Source organism: Streptomyces sp. CB02058 (assembly GCF_001905505.1).
Taxonomy (GTDB): Bacteria; Actinomycetota; Actinomycetes; order Streptomycetales; family Streptomycetaceae; genus Streptomyces.
This window is the reverse complement of record NZ_LIPG01000004.1, coordinates 238,604-265,540: the sequence shown is the minus strand read 5'-3', so window position 1 is coordinate 265,540 and position 26,937 is coordinate 238,604. Positions and strand designations below refer to the sequence as shown.

The 26,937-nt window shown below is 72.7% G+C and carries 23 protein-coding genes; 14 read left to right on the top strand and 9 right to left on the bottom strand.

All coding sequences use genetic code 11. The annotated features are described in order from the left end of the window. Positions 1-24 precede the first annotated feature (24 nt). The 6 genes from AMK10_RS21810 (at position 25) to AMK10_RS21785 (ending at position 8,266) form a co-directional block, all read left to right on the top strand. Positions 25-597: a 2Fe-2S iron-sulfur cluster-binding protein gene (locus AMK10_RS21810; protein ID WP_073749586.1), complete on the top strand. Its 573-nt coding sequence runs from the start codon at positions 25-27 to the stop codon at positions 595-597. Beyond that, positions 594-1,580 carry an FAD binding domain-containing protein gene (locus AMK10_RS21805; RefSeq protein WP_073749585.1) on the top strand — a complete coding sequence of 329 codons (987 nt, stop codon included), beginning with the start codon at positions 594-596 and terminating at the stop codon, positions 1,578-1,580. Before AMK10_RS21810 ends, AMK10_RS21805 begins: the two co-directional genes overlap by 4 nt. Before the next feature lie 49 nt (positions 1,581-1,629). Then, entirely contained in the window at positions 1,630-3,723 is a 2,094-nt protein-coding gene (locus AMK10_RS21800) for a xanthine dehydrogenase family protein molybdopterin-binding subunit (RefSeq protein WP_073749584.1), read from the top strand. Positions 3,724-3,875: 152 nt separating this feature from the next. Next, on the top strand, positions 3,876-4,337 hold the full coding sequence (locus AMK10_RS21795; protein WP_073749583.1) for an ATP-binding protein: 462 nt from the start codon (positions 3,876-3,878) through the stop codon (positions 4,335-4,337). A gap of 149 nt (positions 4,338-4,486) precedes the next feature. Continuing rightward, entirely contained in the window at positions 4,487-5,887 is a 1,401-nt protein-coding gene (locus tag AMK10_RS21790) for an NADP-dependent succinic semialdehyde dehydrogenase (protein WP_073749582.1), read from the top strand. Between the two features lie 15 nt (positions 5,888-5,902). Then, the gene (locus AMK10_RS21785) at positions 5,903-8,266 is read left to right on the top strand and encodes a phosphoketolase family protein (RefSeq protein WP_073749581.1); all 2,364 of its coding nucleotides are present in this window, start codon (positions 5,903-5,905) and stop codon (positions 8,264-8,266) included. A 69-nt stretch (positions 8,267-8,335) separates the two neighbouring features. On the opposite strand, the gene AMK10_RS21780 is transcribed toward AMK10_RS21785, so the two are convergent. Both AMK10_RS21780 and AMK10_RS21775 read right to left on the bottom strand, forming a co-directional pair. After that, a complete protein-coding gene (locus AMK10_RS21780) occupies positions 8,336-8,743 on the bottom strand; it encodes a hypothetical protein (protein ID WP_073749580.1) in 408 nt (135 codons plus the stop codon). Between the two features lie 110 nt (positions 8,744-8,853). Further along, entirely contained in the window at positions 8,854-9,969 is a 1,116-nt protein-coding gene (locus tag AMK10_RS21775; protein WP_073749579.1) for a baeRF3 domain-containing protein, read from the bottom strand. Between the two features lie 138 nt (positions 9,970-10,107). Here AMK10_RS21775 and AMK10_RS21770 point away from each other — a divergent pair, with 138 nt between their 5' ends. Next, a complete protein-coding gene (locus tag AMK10_RS21770) occupies positions 10,108-10,602 on the top strand; it encodes a DUF1269 domain-containing protein (protein ID WP_073749578.1) in 495 nt (164 codons plus the stop codon). 46 nt (positions 10,603-10,648) lie between these two features. Continuing rightward, entirely contained in the window at positions 10,649-12,001 is a 1,353-nt protein-coding gene (gene glsA / locus AMK10_RS21765) for a glutaminase A (protein ID WP_073749577.1), read from the top strand. Between the two features lie 4 nt (positions 12,002-12,005). Here glsA and AMK10_RS21760 read toward each other — a convergent pair whose 3' ends face one another. Then, positions 12,006-12,827 (bottom strand): endonuclease I family protein, encoded by an 822-nt coding sequence (locus AMK10_RS21760; protein WP_073749576.1) that lies wholly within the window; start codon positions 12,825-12,827, stop codon positions 12,006-12,008. 212 nt (positions 12,828-13,039) lie between these two features. On the opposite strand from AMK10_RS21760, the gene AMK10_RS21755 reads away from it, so the two are divergent. The 5 genes from AMK10_RS21755 to AMK10_RS21735 all read left to right on the top strand — a co-directional run bounded on the left by AMK10_RS21755 (position 13,040) and on the right by AMK10_RS21735 (position 18,336). After that, positions 13,040-13,246, top strand: coding sequence for a hypothetical protein (locus tag AMK10_RS21755; protein ID WP_073749575.1), 207 nt, complete (start codon positions 13,040-13,042; stop codon positions 13,244-13,246). Between the two features lie 80 nt (positions 13,247-13,326). Then, a complete protein-coding gene (locus tag AMK10_RS21750) occupies positions 13,327-14,484 on the top strand; it encodes a methyltransferase (RefSeq protein WP_073749574.1) in 1,158 nt (385 codons plus the stop codon). A 218-nt stretch (positions 14,485-14,702) separates the two neighbouring features. Then, positions 14,703-14,915, top strand: coding sequence for an EF-hand domain-containing protein (locus AMK10_RS21745; protein WP_073749573.1), 213 nt, complete (start codon positions 14,703-14,705; stop codon positions 14,913-14,915). A gap of 239 nt (positions 14,916-15,154) precedes the next feature. Continuing rightward, on the top strand, positions 15,155-16,096 hold the full coding sequence (locus AMK10_RS21740) for an oxygenase MpaB family protein (RefSeq protein ID WP_073749572.1): 942 nt from the start codon (positions 15,155-15,157) through the stop codon (positions 16,094-16,096). Further along, positions 16,078-18,336, top strand: a complete 2,259-nt coding sequence (locus AMK10_RS21735) for a serine/threonine-protein kinase (RefSeq protein ID WP_073749571.1) — start codon at positions 16,078-16,080, stop codon at positions 18,334-18,336. Before AMK10_RS21740 ends, AMK10_RS21735 begins: the two co-directional genes overlap by 19 nt. A 10-nt stretch (positions 18,337-18,346) precedes the next feature. Here AMK10_RS21735 and AMK10_RS21730 read toward each other — a convergent pair whose 3' ends face one another. Further along, positions 18,347-18,973 (bottom strand): DinB family protein, encoded by a 627-nt coding sequence (locus tag AMK10_RS21730; protein ID WP_073749570.1) that lies wholly within the window; start codon positions 18,971-18,973, stop codon positions 18,347-18,349. Positions 18,974-19,125: 152 nt separating this feature from the next. On the opposite strand from AMK10_RS21730, the gene AMK10_RS21725 reads away from it, so the two are divergent. Further along, the gene (locus AMK10_RS21725) at positions 19,126-20,700 is read left to right on the top strand and encodes a phytoene desaturase family protein (RefSeq protein ID WP_073749569.1); all 1,575 of its coding nucleotides are present in this window, start codon (positions 19,126-19,128) and stop codon (positions 20,698-20,700) included. Positions 20,701-20,709: 9 nt separating this feature from the next. On the opposite strand, the gene AMK10_RS21720 is transcribed toward AMK10_RS21725, so the two are convergent. Genes AMK10_RS21720 through AMK10_RS21700 form a run of 5 tightly spaced genes read right to left on the bottom strand, consistent with a single transcriptional unit; the run spans position 20,710 to position 26,935 of the window. Further along, the gene (locus AMK10_RS21720) at positions 20,710-21,684 is read right to left on the bottom strand and encodes an acetylxylan esterase (protein WP_079180818.1); all 975 of its coding nucleotides are present in this window, start codon (positions 21,682-21,684) and stop codon (positions 20,710-20,712) included. A 4-nt stretch (positions 21,685-21,688) separates the two neighbouring features. Further along, the gene (locus tag AMK10_RS21715) at positions 21,689-24,091 is read right to left on the bottom strand and encodes a polysaccharide lyase 8 family protein (protein ID WP_073749568.1); all 2,403 of its coding nucleotides are present in this window, start codon (positions 24,089-24,091) and stop codon (positions 21,689-21,691) included. Between the two features lie 11 nt (positions 24,092-24,102). Beyond that, positions 24,103-25,260: an SGNH/GDSL hydrolase family protein gene (locus AMK10_RS21710; RefSeq protein ID WP_073749567.1), complete on the bottom strand. Its 1,158-nt coding sequence runs from the start codon at positions 25,258-25,260 to the stop codon at positions 24,103-24,105. Further along, positions 25,257-26,336, bottom strand: a complete 1,080-nt coding sequence (locus tag AMK10_RS21705; protein ID WP_073749566.1) for a DUF1565 domain-containing protein — start codon at positions 26,334-26,336, stop codon at positions 25,257-25,259. The genes AMK10_RS21710 and AMK10_RS21705 overlap by 4 nt, the downstream gene beginning before the upstream one ends. Beyond that, complete coding sequence (locus tag AMK10_RS21700; protein ID WP_073749565.1) at positions 26,333-26,935, bottom strand: DUF624 domain-containing protein; 603 nt, start codon at positions 26,933-26,935, stop codon at positions 26,333-26,335. Before AMK10_RS21700 ends, AMK10_RS21705 begins: the two co-directional genes overlap by 4 nt. Between the last annotated feature and the right edge of the window lie 2 nt (positions 26,936-26,937).

Sequence of the window (26,937 nt, the reverse complement as noted above, 5' to 3'; positions counted from 1 at the left end):
CCCGAACCCGGAAGGTACGCGTACATGGATGCCATCCCCGGGACCGTCGGGACGGACGCGGCACAGGCGCCGGTTCCTCCCGACCGTTCCACCTTCACGCTGTACGTCAACGGCACCGCCCGGACCCTCACACTCGACCACCGCACCACCGTGCTGGACGCGCTGCGCGAGCATCTCGGGCTCACCGGGGCGAAGAAGGGCTGCGACCACGGGCAGTGCGGAGCCTGCACCGTGCTCGTCGACGGCCGGCGCGCCAACAGCTGTCTGCTGCTGGCCGTCGCCCAGCAGGACGCCCGGATCACCACCGTCGAGGGACTCTCCCGCGGCGGCCGGCCGCACCCGCTGCAGGACGCCTTCCTGGAGCGGGACGCCCTGCAGTGCGGCTACTGCACCCCGGGGCAGCTCTGCTCGGCGGCCGGCATGCTCGGCGAGGCCGCGGACGGCTTCCCGTCCCACGCGACCCCGGGCACCGCGCTCGCCGACCCCGGGCCCGCCCGGCTCGGCGCCGACGAGATCCGCGAGCGGATGAGCGGCAACCTCTGCCGGTGCGGCGCCTACCCCCACATCGTCCGGGCGATCCAGGACGTGGCGCCGTGAAATCCTTCGCCTATCTGCGCCCCGGATCGGTGGCCGAAGCCGTCCGCGCCGGCGCGGAGGACCCCACCGCCCGGTATCTCGGCGGCGGCACCAACCTCGTCGACCTGATGAAGCTCGGGGTGGAGGAACCCGGTCTGCTCATCGACGTGAGCCGGCTGCCCCTGGACCACGTGACCCGCACCGGTGACGGCGGCCTCCGGATCGGTGCGACCGTACGCAACAGCGACCTGGCCGCCCACCCCGACGTACGCCGGAACTACCCCGCCCTGTCGCAGGCCCTGCTCTCCGGCGCGTCCGGACAGCTCCGCAACACCGCGACCACCGGCGGGAACCTCCTCCAGCGCACCCGGTGCCCGTACTTCCAGGACGTCTCCAAGCCCTGCAACAAGCGGACCCCCGGCTCGGGCTGCCCGGCCCGGGAGGGCGCCCACCGCGACCTCGCGGTACTCGGACACTCGCAGGACTGCGTGGCCACCAACCCCTCGGACATGGCGGTCGCCCTCGCGGCCCTGGACGCCACCGTCCTGCTGCACGGGCCCGAGGGCGAGCGGACCGTGCCCGTCACCGGCTTCCACCGGTTGCCCGGTGACAACCCCGACCAGGACACCGTGATCCGGCCGGGCGAGCTGATCACCGACGTGGTGCTGCCGCCGCTCCCCGACGGGACCCTCTCGCTGTACCGCAAGGCACGTGACCGGGCGTCCTACGCCTTCGCGCTGGCCTCCGTCGCGGCCGTACTCGGCGTGCGCGAGGGCCGCGTCGAGTACGCCGCGCTCGCGTTCGGCGGGCTCGCGCACCGGCCGTGGCGCGCCCGCGCGGCCGAGGACGCCCTGCGGGGTGCCCCCGCCACCGAGGACGCCTTCACGCGGGCCGTGGACGCCGAACTCGCGGCCGCCAGGCCCCTGCGTGACAACGGCTTCAAGGTGGAGCTGGCCCGAAGGCTGGCCGTGGACGTACTGGCCCGGCTGGCCGCCGGGCGGTAGCCGCCTGACCCACCGGTCCCTCACACCCCGACGAACCGAGGACTCCGTCATGAGCGACTCCCCGCAGGCACTGGGCGCGCCCGTCGTCCGCCGCGAGGGCCGGGACAAGGTCACCGGCACCGCCCGTTACGCCGCCGAGCACACCGGGCCGGACTCCCTGTACGGCTGGATCGTCCCCGCCACCGTCGCGCGCGGACGCGTCACCGCGATCCGCACCGCGGACGCGCTCGCCGTGCCCGGGGTGCACACCGTCCTGACCCACGACAACGCGCCGCGGCTCCAGGAGCCCGACGACCCGGTCCTGGCGGTGCTCCAGGACGACCGGGTGCCGCACCGGGGCTGGCCCGTCGCCCTCGTCCTGGCCGAGAGCACCGAAGCCGCACGGGCAGGCGCCGGAGCCGTACACGTCGAATACGCCACCACCGCCCACGACGTCGTCCTCACCCCCGGCCACCCGGGCCTCTACACCCCCGACCAGGCCAACGGCGGCCACCCCGGCCTGCGCGAACGCGGGGACGCCGGGCGCGCTTTCGACGCCGCGCCCGTCCGGATCGACGCCACGTACACGCTGCGGGGCCTGCACAACCACCCCATGGAGCCGCATGCCTCCACCGCCCGGTGGGCCGACGGCCACCTCACCGTGCACGACTCCAGCCAGGGTGCCGACGCCGTGCGCGAGGGCCTCGCCCAGGCACTCGGCCTCGACCGGGACCGCATCACCGTCGTCTCCGAACACGTTGGCGGCGGCTTCGGCTCCAAGGGCACACCGCGCCCGCAGGCCGTCCTCGCCTCGATGGCCGCACGGCACACCGGGCGCACCGTCCAGCTCGCCCTGCCCCGGCGGTACATGGCCGCGCTCGTCGGACACCGCGCGCCCACCGTCCAGCGGGTGCGGCTGGGCGCCGACCGCGACGGCGTGCTCTCCAGCGTCTCCCACGAGATCGTCACGCACACGTCGCGGATCAAGGAGTTCGTCGAGCAGGCCGCCGTACCCGCTCGCGTCATGTACGCCTCGCCCCACAGCCGCACCGAGCACCGGGTGACCGCGCTCGACGTGCCCAGCCCGTCCTGGATGCGCGCACCGGGAGAGGCCCCGGGCATGTACGCCCTGGAGTCGGCCATGGACGAACTGGCCTGCGTCCTCGGGATCGACCCCGTCGAACTCCGGCTGCGCAACGAGCCCCAGGCCGAACCCGACAGCGGACGCCCCTTCAGCAGCCGCAATCTCGCCGCCTGTCTGAGTGAGGGCGCCCGCCGCTTCGGCTGGTACGACAGGGACCCCCAGCCCGCCACCGGCGAGGACGGCCCGTGGCTGCTCGGCACCGGAGTCGCCTCGGCCACCTATCCCGTACTCCTGTCGAAGTCCGCCGCCTCGGTGCACGCCGCGCCCGACGGCACCTTCCGCGTCGCCGTCGACGCCACGGACATCGGCACCGGCGCCCGCACCGTCCTCGCGCAGATCGCCGCCTCCGCCCTGGGCGTGTCCCAGGAGGACGTCCGGATCGACATCGGCAGCAGCGATCTGCCCACCGGGTCCGTCGCGGGCGGCTCCTCGGGCACCGCCTCCTGGGGAACGGCCGTGCACAAGGCCGCCACCGCCCTGGTGGGCCGGCTGGCCGGGCACACCGGGCCGCTCCCGCCCGAGGGACTCACCGCCACCGCCGACACCGCCGAGGAGGCGGGGGAGTCCCCGTACGCCCGGCACGCCTTCGGCGCTCACTTCGCCGAGGTCGCCGTCGACTCGCTCACGGGCGAGGTGCGGGTACGCAGGCTCCTGGGCGTGTACGCCGCCGGACGCATCCTCAACTCCCGCACGGCACGCTCCCAGTTCATCGGCGGAATGGTCATGGGCCTCGGCATGGCCCTCACCGAGGGCAGCTCCATGGACCCGGTCTTCGGGGACTTCACCGAGAGCGATCTCGCCTCCTACCACGTGCCGGCGTGCGCCGACGTCCCGGACATCGAGGCGCACTGGATCGACGAGCACGACCCGCACCTCAACCCCATGGGCAGCAAGGGCATCGGCGAGATCGGCATCGTGGGGACGGCGGCGGCGATCGGGAACGCCGTGCGGCACGCCACCGGTGCCCGGCTGCGCGAGCTGCCCCTCACCCCGGACAAGATCCTGCCCTACCTGCCCTGACTCCCTGTGACGGTCCGCCTCGGTTGCGCGACCGGCCCACTCGGGTCACCCTGATGAGTGACCCAGAAGCAACAACTGCTCACGCTTCGTGTTCGGGGGTCGTTGGTCAGACGGGGTGAAGCACGTGGGCCTCGCGGTGAGGAGCCTCGACGATGACCGTTCCACTCGACCGGCACTATCTGGTCGAACTGCAGGTGTCGGCAGAGCGCATTTCCCAGCTGCGGCGCATCGTCGCCGCACACCTTCGTCACTGGAGTCTCGATCTGCACGTCCGGCCCGTGTGCCGGGCGGCCGAGGAGCTCCTGACGAACGTCCAGCGACATGTCGGCGACGACAACCACTGCGTCGTCGAGCTCCGCTGGACCGGCCGGCACCTGACGGTGTCCGTGGCCGACAACGACGCCCGGATGCCCCGGCTGCTCGACGGCGGTGGCGGCGGCCTGAGCCGCGTCATGGCCCTGAGCGACAGCTGGGGGACCTGCCGGACCACCGACGGCAAGGTCGTGTGGTTCACGCGCTACGCCGAGACGCCGTGCACCACCGGACTGCTCCCGCGCACGCCGCTGCCCGGCGGACGCAGCTTCCTGAGCACCCCGGTCGCCGAACTCGTGTGACCAGCAGCCCGTCGCCGGCCCGGCCGGTGCGGACGGCGTGCCCGGAGCACGCATGATCCGCACCGGCCGGGTACGTGTGCGTGAGGGCCGCGTTGCGCACCGGCGTGCGGCGCGGCACGGTCGGAGAACAGACGCAAGGAGGCACTGCCATGCCCATCGCGACGGTCAACCCCGCGAACGGCGAGACGCTCAGGACATTCGACGCACTGGACGAGCGGGAGACCGAGCGCATGCTCGACGCCGCGCACCGCGCCTTCCGCCGCTACCGCACCACGGACTTCGCCGAGCGCGCCCGCCTGCTCGGACGGGCCGCCGACCTCCTCGACGCGGACCAGCCGGACATCGCCCGGACCATGACCACGGAGATGGGCAAGCCGGTCAAGGCCGCCAGAGCCGAGGCCGCCAAGTGCGCCAAGGCGATGCGCTGGTACGCAGCCAACGCCGAACGCCTGCTCGCCGACGAGCACCCCGACGACACCGACGTCAAGGACTCCGGAGCCTCACGCGCCCGGGTGCACTACCGGCCGCTGGGCGTGGTCCTCGCCGTGATGCCCTGGAACTTCCCGCTCTGGCAGGTCATGCGCTTCGCCGCGCCGGCGCTCATGGCGGGCAACGCCGGTCTGCTCAAGCACGCGTCGAACGTGCCGCAGACCGCTCTGTACATCGAGGACCTGTTCACCCGCGCCGGGTTCCCCGAGGGCTGCTTCCAGACACTGCTCATCGGCTCGGGCGCGGTCGAGGCGGTCCTGCGCGACCCCCGGGTCGCCGCCGCGACCCTCACCGGCAGCGAACCCGCCGGCCGCGCCGTCGCCTCCGTCGCGGGCGACGAGGTGAAGAAGACCGTGCTGGAGCTCGGCGGCAGCGACCCGTTCGTCGTCCTGCCCTCGGCCGACGTCGACAAGGCCGCGGCGACCGCGGTGACCGCACGCGTGCAGAACAACGGGCAGTCCTGCATCGCCGCCAAGCGCTTCATCGTCCACGCCGACGTGTACGACGCGTTCGCCGAGCGGTTCACCGCCGGGATGAGCGCCCTCACCGTCGGCGACCCGATGGAGGAGTCCACCGACGTCGGGCCGCTCTCCAGCGAACAGGGCCGCACCGATCTGGAGGAGCTCGTCGGCGACGCCCTCGGCAAGGGCGCCACCGCGCTCTGCGGGGGCGGTCGGCCCCGCGGCCTCGACCGCGGCTGGTTCTACGAGCCCACCGTGCTGACCGGAATCACCCCCGGCATGCGCATCCACCGCGAGGAGACCTTCGGCCCGGTGGCGACGCTCTACCGCGTCGCGGACCTGGACGAGGCCGTGGAACTCGCCAACGACACCCCCTTCGGACTCAGCTCCAACGTCTGGACGCGCGACGAGGGCGAGATGACCCGCTGCGTGCGCGACCTGGAGGCGGGCGGGGTCTTCTTCAACGGGATGACGGCCTCCCATCCCGCACTGCCCTTCGGCGGGGTGAAGCGCTCCGGATACGGGCGGGAGCTGGCAGGACACGGCATCCGCGAGTTCTGCAACGCCACCACCGTCTGGTACGGACCCGATGCCGGCTGACCCGGGAGAAGCCTCATGACAGACGCCCTGTCCGACACCGAGCTCGCGGCCCTCGACGCCCACTGGCGCGCCGCCAACTACCTGGCGGTCGGCCAGATCTACCTGCTGGCGAACCCCCTCCTCGAAGAGCCCCTGGCGCCCGGGCACATCAAGCCGCGGCTGCTGGGCCACTGGGGCACCTCGCCCGGGCTGAACCTGGTCCACACCCACCTCAACCGCGTCGTCAAGGCACGGAAGCGGCCGGCGCTGTGCGTCTGGGGGCCGGGCCACGGCGGGCCGGCCGTCCTCGCCAACTCCTGGATCGAGGGCAGCTATGCGGAGATCTACCCCGATGTCGGCCGCGACCGCGCCGGTATGGGTGCCCTGTTCAAGCAGTTCTCCTTCCCCGGCGGCGTGCCCAGCCATGTCGCCCCGGAGACACCGGGCTCCATCCATGAGGGCGGTGAGCTCGGATACGCGCTCGCCCACGCCTACGGCGCCGCGTACGACCACCCGGAGCTGCTCGTCGCCTGCGTCATCGGGGACGGGGAGGCGGAGACCGGACCGCTGGCCACGTCCTGGCACTCCAACAAGTTCCTCGACCCCGTCCACGACGGCGCGGTCCTGCCGGTCCTCCATCTCAACGGATACAAGATCGCGAACCCGACGGTGCTCGCCCGGCTCCCCGAGGACGAACTCGACGCCCTCCTGCGCGGATACGGCCACGACCCCGTCTACGTCGAAGGGGACGACCCCGCGACCGTCCACCGCGCCATGGCCGCCGCCATGGACCTCGCCCTGGACCGCATCGGTGCGTACCAGCGCGCGGCCCGGACCGAGGGCGCCACCGAGCGCCCCCGCTGGCCGATGATCGTGCTGCGCACCCCCAAGGGCTGGACGGGGCCGGAGGACGTCGACGGGCTCCCCGTCGAGAACACATGGCGCGCCCACCAGGTGCCGCTGCCCGGGGTCCGGGACAACCCGGACCACCTGCGGCAGCTGGAGGCGTGGATGCGCTCCTACCGGCCGGAGGAACTCTTCGACGCCGAGGGCCGGCCCACCGCCCAGGTCCTGGACTGCGTCCCCGAGGGCGCGGCACGGCTCGGCTCGACGCCGTACGCCAACGGCGGGCTGCTGCTGCGCGATCTGCCACTGCCCTCCCTGGAGGACCACGCGGTCCCGGTCGACAAGCCGGGGACCGTCCTGCACGAGCCCACCCGCGTGCTCGGCGGCCTGCTCGCGGACGTCATGGCGGCCACGGCCGGGCGCAGGGACTTCCGTGTCGTCGGCCCCGACGAGACGGAGTCCAACCGCCTCGGCGCGCTCTACGAGGCCACCGGCAAGGCATGGCAGGCCCGGATCCTCCCGACCGACGAGCACCTGGCGCGCGACGGCCGTGTGATGGAGGTGCTCTCCGAGCACCTGTGCCAGGGCTGGCTGGAGGGATACCTCCTCACCGGACGGCACGGCCTGTTCTCCTCGTACGAGGCCTTCGCCCATATCGTCGACTCGATGGTCAACCAGCACATCAAGTGGCTGCGCACCTCGCGCCGACTGCACTGGCGCGCGCCGGTCGCCTCGCTGAACTACCTGCTCACCTCGCACGTCTGGCGCCAGGACCACAACGGCTTCTCGCACCAGGACCCCGGCTTCGTCGACCACATCCTCAACAAGAGTCCCGAGGTCGTCCGGGTCTATCTGCCGCCGGACGCCAACACGCTGCTGTCCACGGCGGACCATGTGCTGCGCAGCCGCGACTACGTCAACGTGATCGTCGCGGGGAAGCAGCCCGGCTTCGACTGGCTCACCCTCGACGAGGCCCGCGCGCACTGCGCCCGTGGCGCCGGGATCTGGGAATGGGCGGGCACGGAGGACGGCAGCCGCGAACCGGACGTCGTGCTGGCCTGCGCGGGGGACGTGCCCACCCTGGAGACGATGGCTGCGGCCGGGCTGCTGAGGCGTCATCTTCCGGAGCTGGCCGTGCGCGTGGTGAACGTGGTCGACATGACCCGGCTCCTGCCGCACGAGGAGCACCCGCACGGGATGCCGGACGCGGAGTACGACGCCCTCTTCACCCGGGACAAGCCGGTGATCTTCGCGTACCACGGGTATCCGTGGCTGGTGCACCGGCTGGCCTACCGGCGCGCGGGCCACGCTCAGCTGCACGTGAGGGGCTACAAGGAGGAGGGGACCACCACCACACCGTTCGACATGGTGGTCCGCAACGACCTGGACCGCTACCGGCTGGTCATGGACGTGGTCGACAGGGTGCCCGGGCTGGGCGTGCGCGCCGCCGCCGTACGGCAGGCGATGGCGGACGTCCGCACCCGCCACCACGACTGGATCCGGGAACACGGCACGGACCTGCCCGAGGTGGCGGACTGGGCCTGGGACGGCTGAACAACCGGGGCGACGCACTCCGGCCGGCCTGCTTCCTCGCAGGCCGGCCGGAGTGCGCGGGCGGGACGTTCAGCTCACGGTCGTGCGGACGACCGGCGAGACGGCGCCTCCACCGACGATACGGAGGGCGTTCTCGCCCTTGATGCCCAGCTTCACCCGCAGGCTGTACTCGCCGCCGGCGGCCGTCCTGATCGTGGCGGGCAGGGAAACCCAGCGCTTGCCCTGCTTCTGCTGGAGGGTGATCGGGGTGCCGGAGGTGATGTTGCGGGCGGAGCCGTGGATACGGAACTCCTCCCACGCCGCGACGGCACGCGCGGTCGCGTGCGCGGAGATGGCCGGGCGTGTGGCCAGGTCGTGCGCGCGCTCCCCGGACGGCGGTGCGGGGACACCGGACGACGCCGCGGCCCCGCCCACCGCGCCGGCCAGTGCCACCGCCGTCAGCAGGGCTGCCGCCGATGCGCGCCTGAATCGGTCCATGAATGGCTCTCCTTCGTGCACCGCGCGATCGGCGAGACCAACGCGGCGAGATCGACTTCGGAGCGCCAAACCTAGACATATTTCACATAATCCTCACGTAGGACACGCGGTCAGAAGCGGAGAGCCGCCGCGATGCGCCCGTGGTCCGCGAGGGAGTCGTCGGCGACGAAGGACACCTCGCAGCCGTTGTCCAGCGCCGTTTCGACGAGCTCGTCGACGATGTCCTCGCGGACCTGGTCGTCCGTCGCCGGAGTGACGTCCGGTCCCACCGGCTCCAGGTGCCCGTCGGTGATCCTGACCGTCCGCTTGAAGTGCTCCTCGACCGCGACCAGCCCCGCCCGGCCCTCGCGCACGGCCAGCCACACCTCGTCGAGCCCGCCGGCGAAGGAGCGGCTGCTGAGGGCGTTGTCGAACCTGTCGCGGATCTCGGAGGCCGTCTGCTCGCGCCAGCTCGCCAGGGCAGGGGTCAGCTCCTTGAGAAGCTCCGGCGCGGTGGTGCCCGGGGTCGTGCCCTTCGCGACCCTGGCGACGGCCGGCTTCGCGCTCTCGCCCACCTCGTCGAGCAGGGAGAGTGCCGGAGCCAGACCGACCAGGAACAGCGGGCGCGGGTCGGCCGCCATGACCGCGCGCAGGTGTTCGTCGACCGTGCGCAGGAAGTTGCGCGTGTCCTCGCTGTTGTACGTGCTCGGGGTGTCGCCGATGCGCTCCTCGCGCTGCGGATTGGGCTCCTCGTGCGGGGCGGTCAGCGGGAATCCGTCCCGCGCCTCGGCCCGCAGGCCGTCGTTCGTGCCCGAGAACAGCATGGCGTGCTCCGCGGAGACGCTGAGCACCCAGAAGAGCCGGGCCCCGGCCTTGGCCGACACCAGGTTGCGGGTCAGATAGCTGTCGCTGAGGACCACGCGCTCGGGGGCGGTGCGGGGCAATTGCCAGATCTGGTACCCGTCCACGTCGGCGAGGATGACCAGGGCGTCCAGCGCGCGGCGCTGGTCCACTTCCTCCACGGCTCGGTCGAGCTGCGCCTTGAGCGCCATCCGGGCGTCACGGGTCACCTGCGGGTCGGTATCCAGGCGCCCGGCCGCCTCGGCCACGAGATTGCGCAGCCGCACGGAGTCCTGGGCGTTGTCCGGCGTCGTGCGGTGGGTGGGCATCGTCAGGGACAGGGCCGGATACGGCCTGTTCCTGCGGAGTTCCTGCAGAAGGCCGGGGGTCAAAGCGTCCGTGTCCATCGTTGTCTCCCGGAGGGGTCGGGGTCCGCGGTTCTGGTGCCGCCCCCGTGGCGCGGAGCGGGTCGTTCGACGAGTCAATTCATACCTTTTGATCCTAATATGAGCGAGTTATTCCCTTCTCTTCCGGAGGTACAAGCGATGTCCACGCTCACCGTGTGGAAGTTCCAGTCGGCCGATGGCGCGGAGAACGTGGAGACCGCCCTGAAGTCCCTCCAGAAGGAGGGGCTTCTGAAGATCATCGACGCCGCCGTCGTGACCTGGCCGGCCGAGCGCTCGAAGCCGAGGACGAAGCAGTTGATCAACCTCGTCGGAGCGGGCGCGCTGAGCGGCACCTTCTGGGGGATGCTCTTCGGGCTGATCTTCCTGATGCCCCTGCTCGGCGCCGCGATCGGGGCCGCCGCGGGTGCGCTCGGCGGAAAGCTGGCCGACGTCGGCATCGACGACGACTTCATCGCGGAGGTCAAGCAGCAGGTGACCCCCGGAACTTCGGCGCTCTTCCTGCTCACCACGGCCGAAGTGCCCAGCCGCATCGGCGAGTCGCTGCCCGGCGGCGGCGCCGAGTTGCTGCACAGCAACCTCGACACCGGGCGCGAGGCCAAGCTCCGCGAGATCTTCGGCGACGAAGCGGAATGACGGACGGCCGCGCGGCCGGTCACCCCCGGCGTCCGGCGGGCCGCCGGTGACCGCGTCAGAAGCCGTCACGGACGCGCTGCGCGATCTGCACGCGCGCTTCGCCGGCGTACGGGAGGGCCGACGCGCCGACTACATCCCCGAGTTGGCGCGGTCGGACCCGGACGCCTTCGGGCTCGCCGTCGTCAGCATGGACGGGCACTGCTACAGCGCCGGAGCGGCGGACACCGTCTTCACCCTCCAGTCGGTGTCCAAGCCCTTCGTGTACGCCCTCGCCCTGTCCGCGCTGGGGCTCGACGAGGTGGGCCGCTGGGTCGGCGCGGAACCCAGCGGTGAGGCCTTCAACGCCATCAGCCTGGAAGCCCGTACCGGACGGCCCGCCAACGCCATGGTCAACGCCGGTGCCATCGTCGCCACCGCGCTGGTCCCCGACAGCCCGGACCATCCGGCGTTCTCCCGCATCCTCACCTGCCTGAGCCGGTTCGCCGGGCGGCGGCTGGACGTCGACGAGGACGTGTACGGCTCCGAGGCCGGGACCGGTGACCGCAACCGGGCCCTCGCCTATCTGATCCGCAGCACCGGGGCTCTGCCGGTCGATCCCGTCGCCGCGGTGGACACCTACTTCCGGCAGTGCTCCGTGCGAGCCACCGCCGTCGATCTCGCCGTGATGGCCGGGACCCTCGCGCACGGCGGGGTCAATCCGCTGACCGGCGAGACCGTCGTCTCGCCGGAGGTCGCGGCACAGGTCCTCGCCGTCATGGCCACCTGCGGCATGTACAACGCGTCCGGCGAATGGCTGCTGAGAGTGGGGCTGCCCGCCAAGAGCGGCGTGTCCGGGGGGCTGATCGCCGCGGGGCCCGCCCGCTTCGGCCTGGCCACCTACAGCCCGCTCCTCGACGCCACGGGCACATCGGTGCGAGGGCGGGCCGCGCTCGGTGCCCTGTCGGAACGCCTGGGACTCCACCTGATGAGGAACCCGGCGCTGCCCGGCTCCACGGTGACCCTGGTCACCACCGCCGATGTGCTGCCCTCGGCCCCGTCCGGCAGCCGGGAGCGGGCGCTGCACGAGCGTGTCGGTGTCGTCGCCGCGCAGGGTGCCCTCGACTTCACCGCCGTCGAGCGTGTGCTGTACGCCCTGGACGAGTCCGGCCCCGACCGGGTGGCGGCGGTCGTGCTGGACCTGCGCGAGGTCACGGGCGTGGACCCGGTCGCGCTCTCCCTGCTGCACGCGGGTCTGGCCAGGCTCGCGCGGGACGGCCGGCGCGCCGCCGTCGTCGATCCCGGCGACCGGCTCGGTACGCCGGACCTGGTGCGGGAGCGGACCGGCCAGGACCTGCCGCGCTTCGGCTCCCGCGAGGAAGCCGTGGAGCGCTGCGCGCAGGCCGTGGCCGACCCCGTGTGAGCCCCTACCAGATGGCCTCGACCCACTCCGGGTGGTCGATGAACGGGTTCCGGTTGTGCTGGAACCGGTCGAATATGACCTCGTTGCGGTTCTGCTCGAAGCTGTCCGGCGGGTCCTCCTGGCTCCACTGCTTCAGCACGGAGAGGCGTCCGATGTTCGGAGCGGAGCCGTTGCTCACGCTGTCGTTGGGTTCGAGGTCGGCGAAGGAGTCGTCGCCCTCGTAGCGCACCGCCATGTAGAGGATCATCCGGGCGACGTCGCCCTTGACCGCGTCGCGCGGCTCGAAGGAGTCGCTGTCGGTGTAGTTGCCGGCCGCCCCGGACACGGCGCTGCCGCCGTTGTCGAAGTCCTTGTTGCCGCGGATGGAGTTGACCTGGACGTCCTCCGGACGCAGGTGGTGGATGTCGGTGCCGGGCCCGGTCGAGGTGCCGAAGTCGCCGTGGGACTTGGCCCAGACGTGCTCGCGGTTCCAGTCGCCGACGGCGCCCCCGTTCTCGCTCTTGGACTGGGAGCGGCCGGTGTAGAGGAGGATCACGTTGGAGGAGTTGGAGGGGTCCTCGTCGGTGGCCTTGAGCGCGTCCCATACCTGGCTGTAGGAGAGCTTGGTCTGGTCGCTGATGATCGTGTGCAGGGAGTTCTTCAGCGCGGTGCCGGTCTTGCCGAGCGCGTCCTGGTAGTAGGTGTCGTCGAGTGCCGCGGCCGAGGACGTGGTCCCGGCCGTGCCGGTGGTGGCGGCGGGTGCGGTGGACGCGACTCCGGTGAGTACGACGATCGAGGCGGCTGTGGCGATCAGTGGACGCGCGTAGATACGGCGACGACTGGACATGTGGGGTGTCCTCTCCGAGATGGTGAACGGTGTCGTGGTGGCCGTGCGGGGGCTGCTCGTCCGGGAGCCTTCCACACGCACAGTGCTCGTAGTGTGAACGTTGCGTATTCATCATGTGCAAGTCAAGTGACGCCTCGTGGACGGCCGCCGGGGTATCGGGGTGCGCCGACCGCGCACCGGCGCGAGAATTACCGCAAGGACGAGGAGGCGGTATGAGCGAAGAATCCGAATCCGTATCCGTACCGGAGGTCCGGGGGGTGACTCCCGACCGTCTGCTGCACACCGGCGGGAGCGAACAGCCCACTGCGGAGGACCTGGTGCTCGCCTCCGGGCGGGATGTGACCCCCGAGAGTCTGGAGTGGGCACGGCGCAGGCTGTCCGAGGAGGGCCGCTCGGCCATGGAGAAGCGGCTTCCGTAGGCCGGGCGGGGTGGCGGAGGGGGGCCTGGGGCGGGGAGCGTGCAGGGCGCTCCCCGCCACTCGGTTAGCCTGAACGCAATATGAACCGTTTGACGACGTCACAGGGCGAATTCGATCTCGCCCGCTTTCCCGAGAACCCGCGCGATCCCCTCCGTGCGTGGGACGCCGCCGACGAGTATCTGCTGAACCGGCTGGACGGCGCCGAGGGGAGCGAGCCCGTCCGTCCGTCCGGCACCGTCGCGGTGGTCGGCGACCGCTGGGGCGCTCTCGCCACCGCGCTGGCCGCCCACCATCCCGTACAGATCACCGATTCGTACCTCGCGCGGCGCGCCACGACGGCCAACCTCGCGCGCAACGGCCTCGATCCGGACTCGGTGCGCATGCTGTCGGTGCGCGACACCCCGCCGGAGCGCGTGGACCTCCTGCTCGTGCGGGTGCCCAAGAGCCTCGCGCTCCTCGAGGACCAGTTGCACAGGCTCGCCCCGGCCGTGCATGCCGGGACCGTCGTCATCGGCACCGGCATGGTGAAGGAGATCCACACCTCCACCCTCAAGCTCTTCGAGCGGATCATCGGGCCCACCCGCACCTCCCTCGCGGTGAAGAAGGCGCGGCTCATCTTCTGCACCCCGGACCCGGCCCTCCCCAGGACCCCCAGCCCCTGGCCGTACCGCTACGCCCTGCCCGGCGACGTCGGTGCCGTCTCCGGCCGCACGGTCACCAATCACGCCGGGATCTTCTGCGCCGAGCGCCTGGACATCGGCACCCGCTTCTTCCTGAAGCACCTCCCCGCACGGACGGGCCCCGACCACGTCGTCGACCTCGGCTGCGGCAACGGCGTCGTGGGGACGTCCGCCGCGCTGGCCAACCCGGACGCCACCGTCACCTTCATCGACGAGTCCTACCAGGCCGTCGCCTCCGCCGAGGAGACCTTCCGGGCCAACTCCGCCCCGGACGCCGAGGCGCACTTCCTGGTCGGCGACGCGATGGCGGACGTGCCCCCGGCGAGCGTGGACCTCGTCCTCAGCAACCCGCCCTTCCACTCGCACCAGGCGGTCACCGACGCCACCGCCAGGAACATGTTCCACGGAGCGCGCGCCGCGCTGCGTCAGGGCGGTGAGCTCTGGGTCGTCGGCAACCGGCACCTCGGCTACCACACCCAGCTGCGCCGCATCTTCGGCAACTGCGCCACCGTCGCGGGCGACCCGAAGTTCGTCGTCCTGCGAGCCGTCAAGCGCTGAACCGCTCCGGCGGATGCGCCTCATGGGTGAACGCCGCGTAGGCGGTCCGGTGCGTACGGTGACCGCGAGGGTTACGGTCGAACCGCTACGACGCCGTAGCGGGCTTCCGGCAGTGGCATGCGAAGGCGGGGATCCGGCCGGTCCCCACCACGGAGGCGGTCCTGTGCCGCCGCACCGCCGGACCGGGCCACCGAGCGACAGAAAGACGGGAAGAAACCATGGGCAAGCTGACTGACGCCGAGGTCGATGACCTGTTCGCGACGATCGACACGGACGGAGACGGGACGATCCGTCTGCGGGAGCTGAGGGACTACGGCCAGGCCCACGGCGGCACGCTCGAGGGCACGAAGCTCGCCGACTTCGTCAAGAGCGCCGACACCGACGGCGACCGGAAGATCACGCTCGCCGAGTTCAGGTCCTTCTTCGTCTGACCGCACCGGGCCGGCCCGGTGGCACCGGCGGGGCCACGGACCAGGACGGCGGCGCGCATCGGCTCCCGGGCCGGTCCGCGCCGCCGGGTCCGTGATCGCCTTCGTCGGCACCCTCCCCGGAACGCGCGCGGTTGCTGTATGCATGTGAGGGAGAGCGCTTGTCGCGCGTTCCGGTCTCCCCGGCACGACGTCCGGGCCATGGGGCGCCGGGACCACCGCCGATCGGAGGGCACGAGCCGATGAACGACGCCGATCCGGGACTCTTCGGCCCCGACTCCGTCACCTGGCAGATGCACGGCGACCCCATGATGTGGGTGGCCGGAATCCGAGCCCTCTACCTCCAGGCACTCCACCCGCGCGCCGTGCGCGGCGTCATGCAGAACTCCGACTTCCGTAAGGACGCCTGGGGGCGGCTGCTGCGTACGGCCGACTTCGTCGGGACGCTCACCTACGACACCGCGCCCGCCGCCGAGAAGTACGGCGCGAGGGTCCGCAGGATCCACCGGCTCCTCAAGGCCACCGACCCCGGCACCGGCGAGGTCTACGGCATCGACGAACCGGAGCTGCTGCTCTGGGTGCACTGCGCCGAGGTCGACTCCTATCTCCAGGTCGAGCGCCGCTCCGGCTTCCCCCTCAGCGACGCCCAGGCCGACCGCTACATCGACGAGCAGCGGGAGAGCGCACGCCTCGTCGGCCTCGATCCGTCCGGCGTTCCCGCCACGACCCGGGCGCTCGCCGCCTACTTCGAGCGGGTCCGCCCCCGGCTCGCCGCCGGTACCGAGGCTCTGGACGTGGACGACTTCCTGCGCAGCCCGCCGGTCCATGCCCTGCTGACCCCGGCGCGTGCGCTGCTGTGGAGGCGTGTGGCGGCACTGGCCTACGACTCCCTGCCCCCGTACGCCCATGAGCTCTACGGCAGGACCGCGCCGCCCCCGGCGGCAGTCGACCGCCGCCTCCGCACCACAGGGACCGCCCTGCGCGCCGTCCCCGCACGCCTGCGCTGGTGCCTGCCGCCCGGGCACATCGTGAACGCGATGGCACGGCTGGGCCCTGGCAGCAGGCCCGCCCCGTACAAACTCCGCAGACAGGCCGCCATACTGGACGGGCCGGGGAGGGTGCAGCGGCAGGCGAGCAGCGGAGCAGACGGGGGCGGCAACAGGCGATGGCGGACACCAGGCTGATCCAGAGCCGCTACCGGCTGCTCGATCTGATCGGGCGCGGAGGCATGGGCGAGGTATGGCGTGCGCGCGATGAATCGCTGGGCCGCCAGGTCGCCGTCAAGTGCCTGAAGCCGATGGGGCCGCAGCACGACCAGGACTTCACCCGCATCCTGCGCGAGCGCTTCCGCCGCGAGGCACGGGTGGCCGCCGCGCTCCAGCACCGCGGAGTCACCGTCGTCCACGACTTCGGCGAGTCGGACGGCGTCCTCTACCTCGTCATGGAGCTCCTGGAGGGGCGCAATCTCAGCCAGCTCCTGGAGGACAACAAGCAGCACCCGCTGCCCGTGCCGGACGTCGTCGACATCGCCGACCAGGTCGCCGACGCCCTCGGCTACACCCACCGCCAGGGCATAGTGCACCGCGACCTCAAGCCCGCCAACATCATGCGGCTCGACGACGGGACGGTGAAGATCTGCGACTTCGGCATCGCCCGGCTCGGCCACGACATCGGATTCACCTCGCGTCTCACCGGCACCGGCATCGCCATGGGCACCCCGCACTACATGTCGCCGGAGCAGATCAGCGGCGGCGAGGTCGACCACCGCAGCGACCTCTACTCCCTGGGCTGTGTGCTGTACGAGATCGCCACCGGCGTACCGCCCTTCGACATGGACGACGCCTGGGCGGTCCTCGTCGGACACCGCGACACCGTTCCCGAGCCGCCGCGCGCCCACCGCGCCGAACTCCCGCGCTTCTTCGACCGGGTCGTCCTGGACCTGCTGGCCAAGACACCGGGGGAGCGGCCGTCCGACGCCGGTGACCTCAGGGCCCGCATCGCGCTCGGGCGCACCGGCGAGCAGCCCCGGCCGGGCAGGGTACGGCTGGCCCCGCCCGTCCCGTTCCAGCATCCCGGCCGCGCGCCCGCGGGGCAGGAGCCCCGGCTGCCCTCCTGGACCCGCGGCATGACCACCGGTCACAAGGCGCGCGGCTCCGCCCCCGGGACCGAGGTCATCGACCAGGCGGTCGCGCTGACCGGTGCGTGGACCACGGGGGTGGTCCCGGGGGCCCTCCCCGGCGCCCTCCCGCCCGGCGGGACGGCCCGTCCGACCCCGCCCCCCGAACTGCTCGCCACCCTGGCCGGCCGGCACAGCGCCGGGCTCAACCTGGGGCGGCTCGGCCACTGGGAGGAGGCGGGCGACGTCCACCGCACGGTCGCCTCGGCACGCGAACAGGCGCTGGGCCCCGACCACCCCGACACCCTCGACAGCCGGTACGAGGTGGCGTTCAGCCTCAGCCGCACGGGACGCGCCGAGGACGCGCTGCGCGAGTTCGGCGCGGTCGCCGACGGCCGCGAACGGGGCCTGGGCCCCGATCACCCGGATACCCTGGCGGCCCGTCAGGAGACCGCGTACGTCCTCGGGCAGCTCGGCCGGCACTTCGAGGCGCACCAGGTCTACGCCGCGGTGCTCGCCTCACGGGAGCGCTCCATGGGGCCGGACCACCCCGACACCCTGCGCTGCCGGCACAACCTGGCCTTCAACCTCAGCAGGCTGGGCCGTCTGGAGGACTCGTACCGCATGGCCCGCGAGGTGGCGGACGCCCGCGGCAGGCTGCTCGGTGCGACGCACCCCGACACCCTGGCCACGCTGTACGAGGTGGCCTACACCCTCGGCCGGCTGGACCGCTGGACCGAGGCACTGGGGACCTACCGGGAGGTGGCGCAGGCCCGGGCGGCCGCACTCGGCGCCGACCACCCCGACACGATGTCCGCGCGCTACGAGGTGGGCATCAGCCTCGGCAGGCTCGGCCGCAGCGCCGAGGCGCTGGAGCTCTACCGCGCGCTGGCCGAGGACCGCACCCGGGTGGGCGGGCCCGCGGACCCGGAGACCCTGCGCGCCCGGCACGGCCTCGGGGTGAACCTCGGGCGGATGGCGCGCTGGGAGGAGGCGCTCGCCGAATCCCGCGAGGTCTGCGCGATCCGGGAACGCGCGCTGGGCCCCGACCACCCCGACACGCTCGTCAGCCGCCGGGAGGTGGCCGTCGGGCTGGGCTGGCTCGGCCGCTGGGCCGACGCCCTCGCCGACTACCGCACGGTCGCCGACGCCCGCGAACGGGTCCTCGGCGCGGACCATCCCGACACCCTCGCCAGCCGCAACGACGAGGCGCACTGCCTGGAGCAGCTGGGCCGGAGCACGGAGGCGGTCGACCTCTACCGCCGCGTCGCCGACCTGCGCCGGCAGCGCGGCATCCCTCCGCACTGACCGTCAGGCCTCAGGCCAGGCCGCCCCGTACGCGATAGAGGTCGCGCAGCAGCGCGATCTCCGCCCCGTGGTGCAGCACCTCCTGGTTGACCCACCACACGGTGTCCAGGAAGGGGTCCTCGGGGTCGCTGCCGTACGGGTAGGTGCTGTGCCCGACCGTGTCCAGCGCCGCGTCGTCGGCTCCCAGCAGCGCCGCGCGCCAGGCGGCCGCCGAGGCGCCGAAGTCCGCGAGGGCACCCGCCGCGTCCCCGCGCACGTGGTACGCGTCCCGGGTCATGGTGTGGTTCCCCGCCGTGTGGTCGGCGCGCAGGACCAGCAGCTCGCTCAGATGGCTCAGACGCCACGCCAGCGTGGTGAACGGCGGCGGCGAGGGATGCGGGAAGGGCGCCGTGTCGCGTCCCCACTCGCCCGCGCCCGTCAGGACGGTCGCGCCCTGCCCGGGCCCCGCGGCGTGCCGGCGGACCGACCAGCAGCCCGGCACCGGCTCCCACAGATACTCCTCGTCGGTCAGCGCGGGGGCCGCCACGTCCGTGCCGTTGCCGCTGTCCACGAAGGGACCCGCCAACCGGTTGGTGAGGCGTTCGCACGCCCAGTCGAACTGCTCCAGCAACGGGATCAGACGTGCGGGCGTGTCCATGAACTCTCCTGACGGGCGCGGAAGGACGTGGTCCGGGCCAGCACCCTGCCACAGCGCCCCACCGAGGGCCCATCGCTTTTCGGCGGCCCCGCCCGTCCGCCACGGAGCGGTACCCCTGTCCAGGGACGATCATCCCGTGCTACGAAGGGGCCATGCCCGCTGACGAGACGGCCTCACCCGGCACACCCGCCCGCTCCCACTACGACGCGGTGATCGTCGGCGGCGGCCACAACGGCCTGGTCGCCGCCGCCTACCTCGCCCGCGCCGGCCGGTCCGTCCTCGTCCTGGAACGGCTCCCGGGCACCGGAGGAGCCGCCGTGTCGACGCGCCCCTTCGACGGGGTCGACGCCCGGCTGTCCCGCTACTCCTACCTCGTCTCGCTGCTCCCGGAGAAGATCGTCGGGGAGCTCGGCCTCGACTTCGCCGTACGCAAGCGCACCGTCTCCTCCTACACCCCGGCCGTGCGCGGCGGCAGGCACACCGGACTGCTCGTCGGCGGCGACGGCACCCGCGACTCCTTCGCCGCGCTCACCGGCGACGACCGCGAGTACGACGCCTGGCAGCGCTTCTACGCGATGACGAGGCGGGTCGCCGAACGGGTCTTCCCGACGCTCACCGAACCCCTTCCGGAGCGCGAGGCCCTGCGGACGCGCATCGACGACGCGGACGCCTGGCGGACGCTGTTCGAGGAACCCATCGGCGTCGCCGTCGAGGAGAACTTCGCCGACGACCTCGTCCGCGGAGTGGTGCTCACCGACGCGCTGATCGGCACCTTCGCCGACGCCCACGACCCGTCCCTGCTCCAGAACCGCTGTTTCCTGTACCACGTGATCGGCAACTCCACGGGCGACTGGGACGTGCCGGTCGGCGGCATGGGTGCGCTCACCGACGCACTGGCCGGCGCGGCCCGCGCCGCCGGCGCCGAGATCCGCGTCCTGCACGAGGCGACCCGCGTCGAGACGGACGGAACCCGGGCCGAGGTCACCGTCCGTTCACCCGGCGGCGAGCACGTCGTCGGCGCACGACGGGTCCTGGTCAACGCGTCGCCGCAGGCCCTGGCCACGCTCCTCGGAGAGGAGCCGCCCGCCCCGGCCGAAGGCGCCCAGCTGAAGGTGAACATGCTGCTCACCCGGCTGCCCGGGCTGCGGGACCGCACGGTCGACCCGCGCCGGGCGTTCGCCGGGACCTTCCACATCGCCGAGGGGTACGGGCAACTGGCCACCGCCCACCGGGAAGCGGCGGCCGGGCGGCTGCCCGGCGCGCCGCCCTCCGAGATCTACTGCCACTCGCTGACCGACCCGTCGATCCTCGGCCCGGACCTCGCTGCACGTGGCTACCAGACCCTCACGCTCTTCGGACTGCACACCCCCGCCCGGCTCTTCGCGGCGGACAACGACGGCACGCGCGCCGCCCTGCTCGACGCCACCCTGGCCCAGCTCGACGCCCATCTCGACGAGCCGCTCGCCGACTGCCTCGCCCTCGACGCCCACGGCAGGCCGTGCATCGAGGCGAAGACACCCCTCGACCTGGAGCGCGAGATCGGGCTGCCCGGCGGCCACATCTTCCACCGCGACCTCTCCTTCCCGTACGCCACCGGTGACACGGGCCGCTGGGGCGTGGAGACCGCCCACGCCAACGTGCTGCTCTGCGGGGCCGGCGCGGTGCGCGGGGGCGGGGTCAGCGGGGTGCCCGGCCACAACGCCGCCATGGCGGCGCTGGGCCGGTGACCGCCGCCCCTACTGCCCGAACACCCCGCGCAGCGCCTCGAGCTTGCGCGGCAGGTCGTACTCCGCGCCGCCCTCGTGGCCGTTGTACGTGAACACCTCCAGCTCGGCCGGGCCCGCGTAGGCGTGGTACGCCGCGAACACGGTCGAGGACGGGCAGACCCGGTCCATCAGCCCCACCGAGAGCCAGGCCGGGGCCGTGGCCCGCGCCGCGAAGTTGACCCCGTCGAAGTACGAGAGGGTCTCCATCGCCTCCTCGATCCGGAAGCGGTGCCCGGACAGCCAGCGGGCGATCTCCGCGTACGGGCCCGAGTCCGTGATCTGCGAGGCACGCCGGAAGTGGCAGAGGAACGGCACATCGGCGACGGCCGCCGCCACGTCGTCGCGCAGCCCGGCCACGGCGAGCGCGAGCCCGCCTCCCTGGCTGCCGCCGAGGACCGCGACCCGCGAGGGATCCACCGCCTCGTGGGCCCGCACCGCGTCGACCGCGCGCACCGCGTCGGTGATGAGGCGCCGGTAGTAGTGCCGGTAGGGGTCCTCGATGCCCCGGGTGAGGAACCCGGGGGAGGAGGAGCCGTGGCCGTCCGGGCCGATGTCCGGGGTGTCCGCGGTGTTCTTGCCGCCGCCGCCCTGGCCGCGGTTGTCCATGACCAGATGCGCGTAGCCGAGCGCGCTCCAGGTCAGCCAGGAGTACGGGATGCCGCGGCCGCCGTTGTAGCCGATGTACTGGACCACCGCCGGCAGCGGGCCGGAGCGGACACGCGGGAGCATCAGCCAGGCCTTCACCGGCTGCCCGCCCCAGCCGGCGAACGTCACGTCGAAGACGTCCACCGTCGCGAACCCGGCGTCGTACGGGACGAAGGAGGCGTCCAGGCCGTGGCGTGCCGTCTCCGTGAGGGTCTTCTCCCAGAACGCGTCGAAGTCGGCGGGCTCCTCGGGCTCCGGCCGGTACTCCCGCAGCCGCTCCAGGGGCATGTCGAACAGCAAGGGTCTAGCTCCTCTTCAGGGTGAGGTTGAGGGTCGCGCCGTGCAGACCGGACGTGTCGGCGGTGATCCGCAGGCCCCGCCGCGTGGCGGTGGCGCGGATGCCCGGGTCCGCGGCGGCGACCGTGAGACCGGGCCTGGCCAGGTCGAGCACCACCGACGGCCGCAGCTGCGTCGGGTCGGACAGGGCCACGGTGAGCGTCCTGCCCTCGTTGCGCACCAGCACCGACGCGGGTCCGTCACAGGTCAGCTCCTGCGCGGTGCCGGCCGCCCAGAAGTTCGCGGCGAGCAGCCCGTCCGCCGCGCGGCGCACGGCGTGCACCGCCGTCGAGCGGGCCACGAGCTCCACCGGGGGCGCGGCGGACCACCGGCGGGTCCGCGCCACCGAGGCCGCCGGGGCCTGGAGCCAGAAGTAGCCGGCCCCGGCCGGAGCCGCCCCGTGGTCCTGCCACAGCGTCAGATACGGGCGGGTGACGGGAGTGTCCGTGCCGTACTTGAGGTTGATCTCCCGCCAGGTCGCCGTGCGCTCCTCGCGCAGCCCGCGCAGCGCGGTGGGCTCGGGGAAGACGTATCCCCCGGTCCCCTCCAGGTGCACCCAGCGGACCGTGCCGAGCTCCGCCGACCAGTCCGTGCCGGTGGGCGCCGGACTGCCGTCGACCAGCAGTGCCGCGGCCGGATCGCTCAGCTTGCGGTTCTCGACGACGGTCTCCACCGTCCCCGACTCCGCGCCGATCCCGGAGCCGACGCACGCGATCACGTCGTCGAGGCAGAACCAGCTCTTGAGGCCGTGCAGCGTGCTCCCGTACGCCCGCAGCTCCATGCCGTACGCGCCGAGCGTCGTGCCCGGCAGAGCCGTGCCGCCCGCCCAGTCCGCGGTGCTCGTCGTGCGCTGCCCCGCGGCGTCCGCCGGGCGTCCGGCCACGACCGTGGTGCCCGGCAGCCTGGCGGGGTCGACGGTGGGCCAGTAGTCCTCGCTGTAGTGCCCGAGGTCACCGGTGTACAGCTGCACCATGCCGTCGGAGAGGTGCCAGCCGTGCAGATTCTCGTTCTGGATCGACTCGTAGTTGTAGATCCGGCTGGAGTACGCCGAGATGCCCAGGGCGAACGAGGGCCGGTGGTGCGCCGCCTTGTCCATGCGGGGGTGCTGCTTGTGGGCGACCAGCGGCCCGCGCGCGGGGACGGCGGAGCCGATGATCCCCAGGGCGGCGACCAGTGACGCCGGGTCGGTGACCGCGAGGAAGTCCCGGTAGGTGTCCTCGGCGATCCACTGCTTGACCAGCGCGGTGAACTCGTCGGCCGTGTCGCCCGGGAAGCCGGGGATGAGCCGCAGGACCGCCTCGATGACCGTCTGCGCGGAGGCGTGGCCCTGCTTGCTGGGGCGGGCGATCTCGCGTCCGCACACCGACGCCATCACGTCGCCACGCGCCAGCAGCGGGTCGAAGCCGTCGACGACCCAGCTGCGGACGTTGTCGAGATCGGGGTCGGTGACCCTCCACTCGGTGCCGGCGAGCAGATTCAGCAGCCGGGAGAGGCTGTTGAGCAGCTCCTTGCCGTAGCCGCCGTTGTACGGGTGCTTGTAGTGCTGGAGGAACGAGCCGTCGGAGTAGAAGCCCTCGCCGGTGCCCGCCGTGCCGTCCGTACGGTCGTTGAACGCCAGGACGCTGTTGGCACCCGAACCCTCGACGTCCGAAAGAGCGTCACGGACCCGCGCCAGGGAGTCTCCGTCGTCCCGCAGCACCGCGTTGACGGCGACCACGGTGGAGACCCACACACGGTTGGCTCCGGTCGCGATCTGGCGGTCCGCGCGCCACAGGTTCGGATCGGGTGTGTAGTGCCGCACCGCCTCGGTGATCCGGCCCAGCCGCTCCGCACCGAGCTCGTCGTACAGCAGCACGGCCGCGTCGTTCAGCGCGAGCGCCGAGCCGATCTCCCAGTCCCAGTCGTTGTCGAACCGGGTGTGGCCGGGGCCGTAACGGTTCGTCAGCATCCAGTCGACGCCCGCGAGCAGCAGGTCGCGCAGGGTGGTGTCGCCGTGCTGCGGGGTGCCGGGGACGGCCCACGCGGTCGCGATCGTGGCGAGGCGCTTGAACGACGTGGTGACGTGGTTGGAGAGCGCCGTGCTGGTCAGATCCGCGAACAGCCCGTCGGTGCGGGACGGGTCGAGGCCCTTGGCCGCCGTCGTCGCGGCCCGGCCGGTCCGGGCGACCGCCGCGGCTATCCGCTCGTCGGACGGATCGAGGCCGGCGCCTCCGGTCAGCAGGGTGTGCCAGCGGCCGCGCAGCGCGGCGGCGTCCCCGGCCGCGGCGTACGCGGCCGTGGGGGTGAGGCTCAGGGGAAGGGTCACGGCCGCGCCGAGGGCCGCCGCTCCGGCCAGGACCGTGCGGCGCGTGGCGCCCTTTGCTGGGTTCATGGGTCGGGTCCTCACAGCAGTATTCGGCGGTCGACGGCCGCGGCGAGCGCGGCGTGACCGGAGGGATTGGGGTGCAGGCCGTCGCCGCTGTCGAGCGTGGGAAGCAGCCGCGACGGGCGGGCGGGGTCGCGCAGCGCGGCGTCGAAGTCGGCGACCGCGTCGAACAGCCGCCCGGTGCGCACCGCGCGGTTGATCTGCTGCCGCACCTCTTCGAGCTCCGGTGTCCAGCGGGTCCAGCCCTCGAACGGGGTGACGGTGGAGCCGACGATCCGCAGCCCCGCGCTCCGGGCCCGCAGCACCAGCTGGCGGAAGCCGGCCAGGACGCGCGCGGGGTCCGTCTGGGACGGGGGCTGCTGGAGGTCGTTGACGCCCAGCTGGACCAGCACGGTGCCCAGTCCCGGCAGCGTGAGGACGTCCCGGTCGAACCGGGCCTGGCCGCCGGGCCCGAACCGGGCGTCGTCCAGCAGCAGCCTGTTGCCGCTGATGCCGAGATTGGCGACCGCCGATCCGGGGAGGCGCCGCGCCAGCTGGTCGGGCCAGCGAAGATCGGCGTCGTCGGGCGTGCCGACGCCCTCCGTGATCGAGTCGCCGAGCACGGCCACGGACGGCCCGTACGCACCGCTGACCTCGACACCGGTCAGGAGGAACACCGAGGCCGTGCGTACCCCGTCGACGCTGTGCGAGGCATGCGTGTTGCGGTGGAATGACAGCGGCCCGGTGGGCCCGGGCAGTCGGGTCTCCACCGTGAGCGCCGACGCCTCGGGCACGCGCAGCCCGCCGACCGGGTCGCTGATGAGCGAGGCGCCCGCGGCCAGCCACGCCTGCCGCCGCCCGCCGAACGTCACGGCACGCCCGCCCGCGGTCACCGGACCGATCATGACCGGCACGGTGCCGAAGGCGTTCCCGTACCGCAGCCGCACCCCGCCCCCGGCCGACAGGCGCACGGTCGCCGAGACCACCCCGTCGGTCAGCCCGGCCGAGGCCACGGTGTCCGTCGCGGTCGGCGCGGTCTGAGCGGTGGCCCAGGACGTCGTCCACGAACCGGCGCGCCCGGTCCCGCCGGACTCCCCGGCCCCCGCCGCACGGGCGGCGGGCGCCGCGGCCACCACCGCCACACCCGCGGCGGCCGCCGTCAGTACCCCGCGTCTCGCGGGCCCCCTGACGGTCACTGCGGGCACGTCCCTGTCGGGTCGTACTCGCTCGCGTAGGTGCCGACCGCGTCGCCGCCGGTGTTGCCGCTCATGGTGTTCGTGCACACCGGTCCCTGCGGGGTCCGCATGAACTTGATCCCGCCGCCCGCGTTCGAGGTGATGGTGTTCCCGTAGACACTCGTGTCGATGCCGTCGGCCGCGGTGTCACCGCCGAGCCGGACACCCGCGCCCACGTTGTCGTGCACGGTGTTGTAACGGAAGATGTTGCCGCTGCCGCGTGCGTCGAGCCCGCCCGAGCTGGAGTCCTTCTGGCCGCTGCAGTCGTTGTACTCGACGTAGTTGTTCGTGGAGTTCTCCTTCACGTCCACGCACTCGTTGCCCCGGGTGACGATGGTGTTGTGGTGGATCCGGTTGTTCCTGCTGACGTCGGCCGCCGCGTCCGGGGCGCCGTTCGCGCCCTGCTGCTCGGGCGCCGTGCCGAGGTAGATCCCCTCGCCGTTCTTGCCGCCTCCGCCGAACTTGAAGTCGGCGACCCCGCAGTCCGTGATGGTGTTGTCGTCCACCTCAGCACCGGTGACCAGATAGCGCAGCCGCAGGCATTCGTCAGCCGCGTTCTTGAGCGTCATCCCGGTGATGCGCAGGGCGCCCACCCCGTTCCCCGGGGTCGTGCTCATCACGTAGACGAGCTTGAGGCGGTAGCCGGACACGTCGGCTGCCGAGCCGTGCAGCCCGTCGACGGTGAAGCCGCTCAGGGTCGTCGAGTCGTGCCGCACCTGGATGACGCGGCTGTCGCCCGCGCCCTTCACCACGGCGTTCGAGGGACCCGTGATCGTGACCCCGGAGCGCGTGGTGACCACGTCCTGGCGGTACGTGCCGGCCGCGAGGTTCACCACCGAGCCGGTGGGGGCCAGGTCCAGGGCCTTCTGGATCGTCGCGAGCGGCGCCCCCGCCGACGTACCGGAGTTGGTGTCGGCACCGGACGGCGAGACGTAGTACGCGGTGGCCGTCACGGCGGCCGAGGACGGCGGGGAGAGCAGCAGCGGGGTGCCGGCGGCGAGCGCGGCGACAAGGGCGGAACGCAGTAAACGGCTCATGAGGTGTGCCTCCTGGGATCGGCGAAGGACAGTGCGAGCAGTACGGGAACGCTGGGGCCCAGGAGCAGCGGGCCCAGCGGTACGACGAGGGAGAGCAGTACGGCGGAGACCACGGCGCCGAGCAGCGCCGTGCCCCTGGCCGGGGAGCCGAAGCCGAGCGCCAGCGCGCCCGCCGACCAGGCTCGGACCGACCCCTCACAGGTCCGTCCGGCCTCGGCTGCGAGGGCGACGTGGTGGATGACGAACGCGGCCCCGATGCCCGCCTGGGCGGCGAGCAGCACGAAGGTCCAGGGCTCGGAACGGCCGAGCAGATACGCGATGTTCGCGACGAGGACGATCGCCGCCGCCGTGGACAGCAGCCCGTGCCGCCACAGGACCCGCCAGTAGCGGGGGAACTGGGCGAAGGTGTTGGCGAAGACCCGGCTGTCCCCGTCCCGGCGCCAGAGCTGCAGCGCGTGACCCATCGCCGCGAGCGCGGGCAGCCAGGTCACGACGCCCAGGGACAGCACGCTGCACGCGGCCCCCGCGGCGGCCGGGAAGGCGATGAACTCCAGACGGCGCAGCAGCGTCGCCCCGCCGGACGGAAGGATTGCCTGCATGG